At 72.7% G+C, this 11,747-nt stretch carries 9 protein-coding genes; 5 read left to right on the top strand and 4 right to left on the bottom strand.

All coding sequences use genetic code 11. The features are described 5' to 3' along the window. Window positions 1-50: 50 nt before the first annotated feature. Window positions 51-1,136, top strand: a complete 1,086-nt coding sequence (locus NBW76_RS09305; RefSeq protein WP_055965886.1) for a glycosyltransferase family 4 protein — start codon at window positions 51-53, stop codon at window positions 1,134-1,136. An 84-nt stretch (window positions 1,137-1,220) separates the two neighbouring features. Here the strand turns inward: NBW76_RS09305 and NBW76_RS09300 are convergent, their stop codons facing one another. After that, window positions 1,221-1,367 (bottom strand): hypothetical protein, encoded by a 147-nt coding sequence (locus NBW76_RS09300; protein ID WP_156364839.1) that lies wholly within the window; start codon window positions 1,365-1,367, stop codon window positions 1,221-1,223. An 87-nt stretch (window positions 1,368-1,454) separates the two neighbouring features. Here NBW76_RS09300 and NBW76_RS09295 point away from each other — a divergent pair, with 87 nt between their 5' ends. From NBW76_RS09295 to NBW76_RS09285, 3 genes are read left to right on the top strand one after another with little or no spacing between them, the layout of a single operon-like run. Further along, the gene (locus NBW76_RS09295) at window positions 1,455-2,333 is read left to right on the top strand and encodes a decaprenyl-phosphate phosphoribosyltransferase (protein ID WP_055965885.1); all 879 of its coding nucleotides are present in this window, start codon (window positions 1,455-1,457) and stop codon (window positions 2,331-2,333) included. Continuing rightward, window positions 2,330-3,679 (top strand): FAD-binding oxidoreductase, encoded by a 1,350-nt coding sequence (locus tag NBW76_RS09290; RefSeq protein WP_235493023.1) that lies wholly within the window; start codon window positions 2,330-2,332, stop codon window positions 3,677-3,679. Before NBW76_RS09295 ends, NBW76_RS09290 begins: the two co-directional genes overlap by 4 nt. Window positions 3,680-3,686: 7 nt before the next feature. After that, complete coding sequence (locus NBW76_RS09285) at window positions 3,687-4,439, top strand: decaprenylphospho-beta-D-erythro-pentofuranosid-2-ulose 2-reductase (protein WP_056555700.1); 753 nt, start codon at window positions 3,687-3,689, stop codon at window positions 4,437-4,439. Here the strand turns inward: NBW76_RS09285 and NBW76_RS09280 are convergent. Next, complete coding sequence (locus NBW76_RS09280) at window positions 4,389-6,116, bottom strand: hypothetical protein (protein ID WP_056555697.1); 1,728 nt, start codon at window positions 6,114-6,116, stop codon at window positions 4,389-4,391. The genes NBW76_RS09285 and NBW76_RS09280 overlap by 51 nt on opposite strands. A 95-nt stretch (window positions 6,117-6,211) precedes the next feature. Here NBW76_RS09280 and NBW76_RS09275 point away from each other — a divergent pair, with 95 nt between their 5' ends. Further along, window positions 6,212-7,414, top strand: a complete 1,203-nt coding sequence (locus tag NBW76_RS09275; RefSeq protein ID WP_055965879.1) for a hypothetical protein — start codon at window positions 6,212-6,214, stop codon at window positions 7,412-7,414. Window positions 7,415-7,447: 33 nt separating this feature from the next. On the opposite strand, the gene polA is transcribed toward NBW76_RS09275, so the two are convergent. Then, window positions 7,448-10,111 carry a DNA polymerase I gene (polA, locus tag NBW76_RS09270; RefSeq protein ID WP_056555692.1) on the bottom strand — a complete coding sequence of 888 codons (2,664 nt, stop codon included), beginning with the start codon at window positions 10,109-10,111 and terminating at the stop codon, window positions 7,448-7,450. 931 nt (window positions 10,112-11,042) lie between these two features. Next, complete coding sequence (locus tag NBW76_RS09265) at window positions 11,043-11,654, bottom strand: GNAT family N-acetyltransferase (protein WP_082481990.1); 612 nt, start codon at window positions 11,652-11,654, stop codon at window positions 11,043-11,045. Window positions 11,655-11,747: the final 93 nt, after the last annotated feature.

Below are 11,747 nucleotides of genomic sequence, written 5' to 3'. Positions count from 1 at the left end.
CGCCGACCTCGGTCGGCGTCGAGGGAGGACCGGCCCCGGCCGGGCATGACGTGCACATCCTGATCTGCAACTGGCGAGACACCCGCAACCCCGAGGGCGGCGGGTCGGAGCTCTATGTCGAGCAGATGGCCCGTGGCCTCGTCGCGCGCGGGCACCACGTCACCATCGCCTGCGCCAAGCACCCCGCGGCGGCGGACGACGAGGTCGTCGACGGTGTGCGCTACGTCCGTCGGGGCACCAAGCTCGACATCTACCTCGTCACGGTGCTGCGCCTGCTCCTGCGTCGCTACGGTCGGGTCGACCTCGTGGTCGACGTGCAGAACGGCCTGCCGTTCTTCACCCGCCTGGCCACCCGCCGACCGGTCGTGGTGCTCGTGCACCACGTGCACCGCGAGCAGTGGCCCGTCGTGTACCCGGGGGTCGTCGGCCGCCTGGGCTGGTGGATCGAGAGCCGGCTCTCGCCGCGGCTGTACCGGCGCAGCCGGTACGTCACGGTGTCCGAGGCCAGCCGACGTGAGCTCGTCGAGCTGGGTGTCGACGACGACCGGATCACGGTCGTCCACAACGGCACCGCCGCGCCGCCACAGGTTCGTGCCGGCCGCAGCGAGCTCGCCCGGCTCTGCGTCCTCGGACGGCTGGTCCCGCACAAGCAGGTCGAGCACGCCGTCGACGCCCTCGAGGCCGTGCGGACGAGTCATCCCGGCGCAACGCTCGACGTCGTCGGCGACGGATGGTGGTCCGAGGAGCTGCACGACTACGTCGCACGACGTGGGCTCACCGACGCCGTCACGTTCCACGGCCACGTCGACGACGTCCGCAAGCACGAGCTCCTCGCCGAGGCCTGGGTGATGCTGCTCCCCTCGCTCAAGGAGGGCTGGGGCCTGGTCGTCGGAGAGGCCGGGGCCCACGGCACCCCCACCATCGCCTACCGGTCGGCCGGCGGGACGACCGAGTCGATCGACCACAAGGACTCCGGACTTCTCGTCGACGACCACGACGAGCTGGTCGCGGCGACGTGCGAGGTCGTGGGCGACGTCCAGTGGCGGACCTTCCTCGGCGAGGGTGCGCGGGCGAAGTCGGCGACCTTCACCTGGCCGGGGGCGCAACAGCGCTTCGCCGACGTGCTGGACGGCTGAGCACCCACCACGACGAAGAGGGCCCGATCCTCACGGACCGGACCCTGTCGGACGAGCGGCGAACGCCGTCCCGTCGCAAGTTCGTCAGTTGTTGCCGTAGTTGACGTTCGACGTCTCCACCGGCTCGGTGCCGGCACTCTGCTGAGACTGGACGACGCCGACAGCGGTGGCCGCTGCCAGACCGCACCCGACGAAGAAGGCGACGATGCCGCCGATGGCTGAAGTTCCCACAGTGATGTCCTCCCTCAAGACGTCACCATGTTACCAGCCGGTCGGGGTCAGGGCGCGAACCTCGCTGCGCCTACCCTGGGCGGTGCCATGACGACCTCCACGCGCCGGCGAGCGCCCCTCCTGCGCGCGACCCGTCCGCGCCAGTGGACCAAGAACCTCCTCGTGCTCGCGGCACCCCTCGCTGCCGGGGTGCTGACCGACGGAACCGTGCTCCGATCGGTCTCGACGGCCCTGGTGGCCTTCACGGCGTGCGCCGCGGCCGTGTACCTGCTCAACGACGTGGTGGACGTCGAGGACGACCGTCGTCACCCCCGCAAGCGTCACCGTCCTGTGGCGTCCGGGGAGCTGTCGAGGTCGACGGCCGTCGTCTTCGCGGCCGTGCTCGCCGTGGCAGGAGTGGGACTCGCCGTCGCCGTGCGACCCATGCTGGCCGCGGTCCTTCTCGTCTACCTCGTCGTCCAGGTGGCGTACGCCTACTGGCTCAAGGACCAGCCGGTCCTCGACCTCGCCGTCGTCTCCTCGGGGTTCCTGCTGCGGGCGATCGCAGGGGGCGTCGCCGCCGACGTGCCCCTGTCGCAGTGGTTCCTCCTCGTCGCCTCGTTCGGATCGCTCTTCATGGTCGCGGGCAAGCGGTACTCCGAGCTGCTCGGTGTCGGCGCCGAGGGGGGCACCCGGCCGTCGCTCGCGCTCTACTCGGAGTCCTACCTGCGCTTCGTGTGGAGCACGGCCGCGGCCGTCGCCGTCACGGCGTACTCGTTGTGGGCCTTCGAGATCCCCTCCGACGCCACGGTGAACTGGCAGGCCCTCTCCATCGCGCCCTTCGTGCTGGGCATGCTGCGCTACGCGGTGGACATCGACCGTGGCCTCGCCGGGGAGCCCGAGGACGCGGTGATGCGCGATCCCGTGCTGCTCGTCCTGGCCGCGGCCTGGATCGTGCTCTTCGCCGTCGGGGTCTACGTCTCGTGACGCCGCGCAGCCTGACCGGCTGGGGCCGGACCATGCCGACGGTCTCGACCGTCGAGACGTGCCGGTCGGTCGCCGACGTCCGGTCCGCCCTCGGGGCCGGCGGTCCACGCGGCGCGATCGCCCGTGGGCTCGGACGCAGCTACGGCGACCCGGCGCAGAACGCCGGCGGCACGGTCCTCGACCTCACCGGCATGGACCGCGTCCTGGACGTCGACGTCGCCGCGGCGACCGTGACGGTGGAGGCCGGGTGCAGTCTCGACCGCCTCATGAGACTGCTCCTGCCGCTCGGTCTGTGGCTCCCGGTCGTCCCCGGGACCCGACAGGTCACCGTGGGTGGCGCCATCGCCGCGGACGTCCACGGGAAGAACCACCACCGCGACGGCAGCTTCGGCAGGCACGTCACCGAGCTCGAGCTGGTGCTGCCCTCCGGCGACGTGCTGACCGTGCGTCCCGACGACGCCGATCCCCGGCTGTTCTGGGCGACGGTCGGCGGCATGGGTCTCACCGGCATCGTCACGCAGGCCACGATCGCCCTGCACCGCGCCGAGACGTCATGGTTCGTGGTCGACACCGAGCGCACCGACGACCTCCGGACCCTGCTGGCCTCACTGGCCGAGCGCGACGCCGCGTACCCGTACTCCGTCGCGTGGTTCGACGCCGCTGCCCGGGGGTCGGCGACGGGCCGTTCCGTCATCACCCGTGGCCGCGCCGCACGGCGAGAGGACCTCGACGCCGCCCGATCCGCGGGCCGTCTCGAGCTGGCCGCTCCCCAGCTGGGCCGTTTCCCGCTCGTGCCCCCCACGAGCCTGGTGAACCCGGTGACGGTCCGCGTCTTCAACGAGCTCTGGTTCCGCAAGGCGCCGCGGCACCGGGTCGACGAGCTGCAGGACGTGACCCAGTTCTTCCACCCGCTCGACGTGGTCGCCGACTGGAACCGGGTCTACGGGCCCCGAGGCTTCGCCCAGTACCAGTTCGTCGTGCCGTTCGGCGCCGAGTCGGCGCTGCGGGACATGGTCACGACGCTCGCGGCGTCCGGTCACGCCTCCTTCCTCAACGTCCTGAAGCGGTTCGGCGCTGCCGACCCGGCCCCGCTGTCGTTCCCGACCCCGGGATGGACGGTCGCGGTGGACCTGCCCGTCCGACGAGGTCTCCAGCCCCTCCTGGACCGGCTCGACGGGATCGTCGTCGACGCCGGAGGACGCCTGTACCTGGCGAAGGACTCGCGCACCTCGGCGGCCACGCTGTCTCGGATGTACCCCCGGCTCGACGAGTTCCGCGCCGTGCGTGACACCGTCGACCCCCGACGCGTCCTGCGCTCGGACCTGTCCCGCCGACTCGACCTGTGAGGCCCTCGTGATCAACGCCCTCGGCATCCCCACCTCCGTCCTGCTGCTCGGAGGCACGTCCGACATCGCGATGGCCACGGCCGAGGCGTGGGCGCGTACCTCGCCCGGTCTCGAGGTGACGCTCGCCGCCCGACCAGGTGAGCGGCGCGACGACGCGGTCGAGCGGCTCCGCGCCCGCGGGTGCGTGATGACCCCGGTCGACTTCGAGGCGGCCGACACCTCGAGCCACGCTGCCGTGGTCGACGCGGTCCCCGGCGACGTCGACGTCGCCCTGGTGGCCTTCGGGGTGCTCGGTGACCAGGAGCGCGCCTGGACGGACGTCGGTCTCGCGCACGAGATCGCGACCGTGAACTACGTCGCCGCCGTGACGGTCGGGGTGGCGCTCGGGGCACGGATCCGGCGTCAGGGACACGGTGTGGTGGTGGCGCTGTCCAGCGTCGCCGGTGAGCGGGCACGCCGCTCGAACTTCGTCTACGGCTCGAGCAAGGCCGGGATGGACACGTTCTACACGGGCCTCGGGGAGGCCGTGCGCGAGCACGGCGGGCGGGTCGTCGTGGTGCGTCCGGGATTCGTGCACTCGACGATGACGCACGGACTCGAGCCGGCTCCCCTGGCCACGACGCCGGAGGCCGTGGCTGCGGCGATCGTCGACGCGGTCCGGGACGGTCGGGAGCAGGTGTGGGTGCCCAAGCCGCTCCGAGGCGTCATGTCAGGGCTCCGGCACGTGCCGCGGCCGCTGTTCCGCCGGCTGCCCCTCTGAGCCGCGGCTCGACGTCAGGAGGCCCCCCAGGCGACGGGCCGCGCCGGTGGCGCTGCCCGCGAGGGCTGCGCCCACCACCACGGCCCACACCACCCAGACCGCGGTCATCACGGCCCGGTCCGTGTCGTCGACCCCGACCTCCTTCGCACCCTCGACCGCGTACACCCGCAGGTCGGTGCCACCCAGGAGCTCCAGGCCCCGCACCGACCGGGCGGCACGATCGGCGTCGGGAGCCGTGGTGACGAGCACGACGAGCCCGATGCCGAGCCGCGCCAGCGCGCGGGGCACGTCGTCGGACGCCAGGGCGCGTCGCACGGCGGCGGCCCGCGGGTCCTCCCCCGCGACCGTGCGGCCGGACACGACGAGCCGGTCGTCGGTCACCGTCGGCCGGTCGAAGAAGCGACCCGCCGGGTCGAGCACCGGGCGGCCCGCGTTCCACGAGGGCGCACGGTAGGCGGTGAAGGGCAGCACCGCGAGGTCGCCCTGCACCGTCGACCGCTCGACGACCAGCCGTGCGGTCTCCCACGACCTGGGGTACTGCACGGGCTCCAGGCGGCCCCCGAACCCGTCGGCCAGCGCGGGGACGACGGCCAGCGGCAGCAGCAGGCCTGCGACGGCCGGTGCCGCCGCGAGCCCGCGCGACCGGGACAGGGCCACGAGCCGGTCGGCGCCGAGGCCGAAGCCGACCACCAGCGCGGGGGCCACGAGTGCGAGGTAGCGGGCCCCGTCGCGGAGCACCGCCGCCGGCCCGAACGCAGCCACCAGGTCCGCCAGGGCCGTCGGCGCGAGCCACCCGGTGAACGCGACGGCGAGACCGGCCACCGCCACCAGGAGCACGGCGACGAGGTCGGGACGAGCGGTCCGGGCCAGCACACCCAGCCCGAGCAGGGCCAGGGCCCACACCGTCACCGTCAGGACCACCACGAGGGTCGATCCCCGGCCCTCGGGCACGACGTCGGCGTTCCAGATGCCCCCGAGGGAGAACGCCGTGCCGACGTGGCCGAGCAGTCCTTCCGAGCGCAGCGCGAAGGCCTCGACGCCGCCGGGGTCCGCCCGCACCGATCCGCGCAGGAACGACGAGACCAGCCACGGTGCGTTGAGCAGCGCCGCCAGCACGGTGATCCGCACCAGACCGAACCGCGCACCGGCGAGGACGGCGACCGCGAGACCCATGAGCCCGCCTGCGGGCGTGAGCGCGGTCCCGGCCAGCGCCAGGACGACCGTGCGCAGCCGTGGGTCGTCGCGGCGCAGCTCGGCCACGAGCCACAGGATCGCCGCGTAGCCGAGCAGCATGGGCCACTGGCCGATGGCCAGCCGCTCCAGCACGTACGGGTTCCAGATCGCGATCGTCGCCGCGGCCGTGCGCCCGGCGAGGCCCGCCGTGGCGACCAGTCGGGCGCCGCCCACCCCGGCGAGAAACAGGGCACCGAGCAGGACCAGTCTCTGGACGAGCTGAGGGTCCACCACCGCCCCGAGCACGGCCACCACGGCGTCGGAGGGCACGGCGCGCGGCAGGGCCGAACCGAGCCCCCACAGGTCCGGACGCCCCAGGTCCAGACGCGGGACCCAGACCATGTCGTAGGACAGCACGAAGCCCGGCCGGAACCAGGGCAGCCCCACGAGCACCGCCAGCAGCAGGCTCCACTGCAGGACGATCGTGCGGCGCCACGCGGCCATGTGCCTCCCTTGTCGAGGACAGACTAGGTGAGCAACCTCCCCCCGCCGGACGATTCGGCGAGGCGCGGGAACCAGGCCGTCGCTAGGGTTGCCCGGTGACGAGCACCAGCCACCGCCTCTCGAGCGGATCGACGGTGGCGCTCGGCATGATGGGGATGAACGTCGCGATCTACGGGTTCACCGTCGCGGCCGCCCGCAACCTGGTGCCTGCCGAGCTCGGCGCCCTGGTGGCCCTCCTCGGCATCCTGCTCATGGGCAACGTGGTGTCGCTCGGCATCCAGGCCGTCACGGCGCGCCGCATCGCCGTGGCCCCCGACGATCGCGCCGACGTCGTCGGCGTCGTGGTGCGGGTGACGGCCGCCGCAGCGCTCGCGGTGGGCGCCGTCGTGGCGCTGCTTTCGGTGGTGCTGGTGCCGTTGCTGCGCCTCGACTCGCCGTGGCCGATCGTCCTCGCCGGGCTGACCCTCGTGCCCCTCACCGTGATGGGCGCGCAGGCCGGGGTCGCGCAGGGCTCGGAGCGGTGGGGGTCGCTCACGGCGATCTACCTCGCGAACGGGCTCGGCCGCCTCGTCCTCGGGACGGCGGCCCTCCTCGTGGAGCCCTCGGCGACGTCGGCGATGGTGGGCATCGCCCTCGGTGCGTGGGTGCCCGTCCTGGTGGGCGCCCCGCTCCTGCGCGGCCACGTGCTGCACCCGCGCGGGATCAGCCGCCGCCCGCTCGTGCGCGAGGCCGTCCTCGGCTCGCACGCGCTGCTCGCCTACTTCGTGCTGAGCAGCCTGGACGCCCTGGTGGCCCGCAACCGGTTCGAGGCCGGCGAGGCCGGGCTCTACGCGGCCGGGCTCATCCTCTCGAAGGCCGCCCTGTTCGCCCCGCAGTTCGTCAGCGTGGTCCTGTTCCCCGACCTCGCGCGCGACGAGACCCGCCGGGCCCGGACCCAGGCGGTGCTGGCCGTGGCGGGCCTCGGAGCCGTGGCCGTCGCCGCGACGGCACTGCTGCCACGACTCGCGCTCGTGCTCGTCGGCGGCGAGCAGTACGAGGAGATCGCCGGCCGCCTGTGGCTCTTCGCCCTCGCCGGGTCCTGCCTGGCCGTCGTGCACCTGCTGGTCTTCGACGCTCTCGCCCGCCACGCGCACGGAGTGGTCGTGCTCGTGTGGGCCGGCGCCGCCGTGGTGGTGGGCGTAGCCTACGGGCTCGACGTGCACCTGACCGGGCTGGTGACCACCGTGGCCTCGGTCTCGGCCGTCCTGGCGGTCATCGTCTGGTTCGTCCCGGGGCGGACGACCACCCAGGACCACTGACGGTCCTCCACCCCGCGAGGGGCCACGCAGGGTTCAGTGCGCGGCCTCGTGCCACGTGCGTCCGGTGCCGACCGACACGTCGAGCGGGACGGACAGGTCGGCCGCCGCGGCCATCTGCTCACGGACCAGCGCCTCGAGCGTGTCGCGCTCCCCGGCGGCGACCTCGAGCACGAGCTCGTCGTGGACCTGCAGCAGCAGCCGCGACCGCAGGCCCTGCTCGCGCAGGGCGGCGTCGACGCCGAGCATGGCGACCTTGATGATGTCGGCCGCGGACCCCTGGATGGGAGCATTGAGGGCCATGCGCTCGGCCATCTCCCGCCGTTGGCGGTTGTCGCTCACCAGGTCGGGCAGGTAGCGGCGTCGGCCGAGGATCGTCGCGGTGAAGCCGGTCTGGCGGGCCTCCTCGACGACGCCGTGCAGGTAGTCGCGCACCCCGCCGAAGGTCTCGAAGTAGTCGTCCATGAGGCCCTGCGCCTCACCAGTGGAGATCTGCAGCTGCTGGCTCAGCCCGTAGGCCGAGAGCCCGTAGGCCAGGCCGTAGTTCATGGCCTTGATGCGGGCCCGCAGCCCACCGTCGATGTCGGTGGGCTCGCGCTCGAAGACCTTGGCCGCCATGACGGTGTGGAAGTCGTGGCCCGACCGGAACGCCTCGATGAGGTCGGCGTCCTCGGACAGGTCGGCCATGATCCGCATCTCGATCTGGCTGTAGTCGGCGGTCAGGAGCGTCTCGTAGCCCTCGCCGACGGTGAAGGCCTCGCGGATGCGTCGGCCCGACTCGGTGCGGATCGGGATGTTCTGCAGGTTCGGGTCGGCCGAGCTGAGCCGGCCCGTGGCCGCGATGGTCTGGAAGTAGGTCGTGTGGATGCGCCCGTCCGGCTGCACGGTCTTCTGCAGACCCTCGACGGTCTGCCGCAGCCGGGTGACGTCGCGGTGCGCGAGCAGGTGCTCGAGGAACGGGTGCTCGGTCTTGACGAACAGCTGCTGCAGCGCCTCGGCGTCGGTGGTGTAGCCGGTCTTGGTGCGCTTGGTCTTGGGCATGTCGAGCTGGTCGAAGAGCACCTCCTGCAGCTGCTTCGGCGAGCCGAGGTTCACCTCACGGCCGATCGCTGCGTAGGCCTCGTCGGCCGCGGCCACCATGCGCTCGGTGAACTCGGCGTGCAGCGCGTCGAGGTGGTCGGTGTCGACCGCGATGCCGGCGGTCTCGGCCCGCGCGAGCACGTCGACGAGCGGCAGCTCCAGGTCGTCGAGCAGGCCGAGGGACTCCTGCTGCTCCAGCTCCTCGCGCAGCACGGTCCAGAGGTCGAGGGTGGCGCGTGCCCGCTGCGCGGCACCCTCGGCGCCGGCCGTGTCGTCGTCGAACGCGAGCTGCCCGGAGTCGTCGCTCACCGCGATGTCGCGCTTGAGCGAGCGCAGGGCGAGGTCGGCGAGGTCGTAGGAGCGCTGGTCCGGACGCACCAGGTAGGCCGCGAGCGCCGTGTCGGCGACGAGGCCCTGCATCGTCCAGCCCTGCGCGGCGAGCGCGTGCAGCTGCCCCTTCGCGTCGTGCATGACCTTGGGCCGGGCCGGGTCGGCCAGCCAGCCCTGGAGGGCGGCGTCGTCGTCGGGTCCGAGGGACTCCGGGGACAACGAGACGGCGCGGCCGCCGGGCGTGGCGATCGTGACGGTGTCGACGCGGGGGCCGACGGGTCGCAGGACTCCCGCCACCTCGACGCCGACCGCCTCCTCGCCCAGGTGCTCGTCGATCCAGGCCGCGAGCCCGCCCTCGCCCGGCAGGTCGACCTCGACCTCGACCGAGGCCGCGTCGGTGGTGGCCTCGTCGCCGCCACCGAGGTACTCGAAGAGTCGCGTGCGCAGCGCGGCGAACTCGAGCGCGTCGAAGACCTGGTGGATGGCGTCGCGGTTCCACTCGGTGCTGAACGCCAGGTCGGCCGGCTTGGCCGGGAGGTCGAGGTCGCGGACGAGCGCGTTGATGCGCCGGTTGCGCAGGACGGAGTCGAGGTGCTCGCGCAGCGACTCCCCCGCCTTGCCGGGCACCGCGTCCACGTCGGCGACGAGCGCCTCGAGGGAGCCGTGCTGGTTGATCCACTTGGCGGCGGTCTTGGGACCCACGCCGGGGACGCCGGGGAGGTTGTCGCTCGTCTCGCCCACCAGGGCGGCGATCTCGGGGTAGTGCTCGGGCGTGACGCCGTACTTCTCCTCGACGGCCGCCGGGGTCATGCGGGCGAGGTCGGAGACACCCTTGCGCGGGTACAGCACCGTGGTGGTGTCGGTGACCAGCTGGAGGGCGTCGCGGTCGCCGGTGCAGATCAGCACCTCCATGCCGGCGGCCTGCGCCTGGGTGGCGAGGGTGCCGATGATGTCGTCGGCCTCGAAGCCGTCCTTCTCGAAGCTCGTGATCCCGAGGGCGGCGACCACGTCCTTGATGAGGGTGACCTGGCCCTTGAACTCGTCGGGGCTCTTGGCGCGGTTGCCCTTGTACTCGGCGTACTCCTCGGTGCGGAACGTCCGGCGCGAGACGTCGAACGCCACGCCGACGTGCGTGGGCTGCTCGTCGCGCAGCACGTTGATGAGCATCGAGGTGAACCCGAACACCGCGTTGGTGTGCTGGCCCGTGGTGGTGGAGAAGTTCTCCACGGGGAGGGCGAAGAAGGCACGGTAGGCGACGGAGTGACCGTCGATCAGCAGCAGTCGATCCACGCGCTCGACTCTAGACGCTCGGACCGACACGGCTCGGGGTGCGGGGGCGGGCGATGGCGGCCACCGTTGGTGCGCGCGTCTCGGGCCTGCTGCGGCGCCGGTCGCGGTCATCGCGGCAGCTGCTCGGTGCAGCACCTGCGGGGCTTCGGTGAGCTGCTGCGGTGCCTGCGAGGGCCTCGGCTCGCCGCCGCGTCGCCCGCCGGAGCTTCGGCTCGCTGCTGCGCTGCCGCGGCTCGCGCCCCGATCGGTCTCCGAGAGGGCCTCGACCGGGCGGCCGGCGCGGGACGCGGTCCGGGTTCTCGGGCTGTGGCGGGTGCTGGTCGGACGCAGGAATCTGCGTTCACGCGTGGGGACGCACGATTCTGCGTTCGCGTGTGGGGGACGCAGGATTCTGCGTTCGCGCGCTGGGAGGCGAACGCTTCTGCGTTCGTGTCGGGATCCGGTCGTGAACGCAGCATCGTTCGGGCCTGCGCACGTGAACGCAGCATCGTGGCCGCCTGGCCGCGCGGGCTGGCAGGGATTCTCCCTTCCCGTGGACCGGTCCACGAGAAGGAAGAATCCCTGACCCTTCCGCCCTCGACATCGGTGGATCCTCAACCTCTGCAGGCCGTCTGCGGTGGAGGATCCACCGATGGCACGCACCAACGAAGAATCCTGCGCCGATCACGCGCAAAGGAAGAATCGTGCGTCACCCGCAGCACCAGACCGGACGCCGCGATCCCGGAGCGGCGCCCACCCAGCCCCCCGGTCGAGGCCTTTCGGAGATCACCCCCAGCGAAGGCCGAGGCGTCGCAGCAGCAAGCCCACGACCACCGCAGGCAGCGCACCAGCACGTCGAGACGAACCTCAGGCAGCGCAGCAGCGGCGACGACGCCCACCGGCAGCGCTCCAGAGAGACCGAGACCAACCCCGGCCCGGCCCGGCTCGACCCTCAGACCTTGTCGGCGCGCCGCTCGTCCTGGCGCCGACGCAGCGTCCGGCGGACGGCGATGAGCTTGCCGGTGTCCCTGGAGTGCGTGGCCTTGGAGCTGAGGCGCGAGCGGAGCCGGCTGGCCTGGATCGCCCGCACCGCCGCGACCTGGGTGAAGCCGATCTTGGTGAGGTAGCGGTGCGGCTCGCGCGCCATGAGCGGGATGGCCGCCACGACGATCTCGCAGGCGTGCTCCTCGCCGTAGGTGGCGGCGGCCGACAGCAGCGTGGCGGCGACGTTGCGTCGGCGGTGGCGCGGCGACACCTGGATGTCGGTCACGAGCAGGATCGGCGTGAGCGTGATCGGCGTCAGCGTGCTGAGGTCGCACACCGTCGCGCCGACGATCTCGCCGTCGACGAGGGCCACGATGATCCGCTTGCCCGGCTTCGCCAGGTTCTGCTCGATGGCCGACGCGGCCTCGGCGACGCTCGGCTCACGGAACAGCGACTGGTAGGAGAACGCCTCGGCACCCTCGTCGTCGCTCGCCTTGGCCGACTCCGCCCACAGCTCGACGAGCGCGGCTGCGTCCTCGGGCACCGCGTCGCGCATCACGATCGGTGAACGAGTGGCCATGGTGTCCTCGGCGGGAGTGGTGTCTGGACCGGGTCGGCGCCAGTGCCACGATGGGCGACGTCGGGGTGGGTCGCGCCGGCAACGGCGAGAAGG

This window comes from Aeromicrobium sp. Leaf245 (genome assembly GCF_942548115.1).
Classification (GTDB): domain Bacteria; phylum Actinomycetota; class Actinomycetes; order Propionibacteriales; family Nocardioidaceae; genus Aeromicrobium.
The sequence above is the reverse complement of the archived record's forward strand: the minus strand, read 5'-3'. Positions and strand labels throughout refer to the sequence as shown.

Coding starts and splice junctions, on each gene's coding strand:
- NBW76_RS09295 (WP_055965885.1), top strand. CDS start 1,455: ATGACGACCTCCACGCGCCGGCGAGCGCCCCTCCTGCGCGCGACCCGT.
- NBW76_RS09280 (WP_056555697.1), bottom strand. CDS start 6,116: ATGGCCGCGTGGCGCCGCACGATCGTCCTGCAGTGGAGCCTGCTGCTG.
- NBW76_RS09265 (WP_082481990.1), bottom strand. CDS start 11,654: ATGGCCACTCGTTCACCGATCGTGATGCGCGACGCGGTGCCCGAGGAC.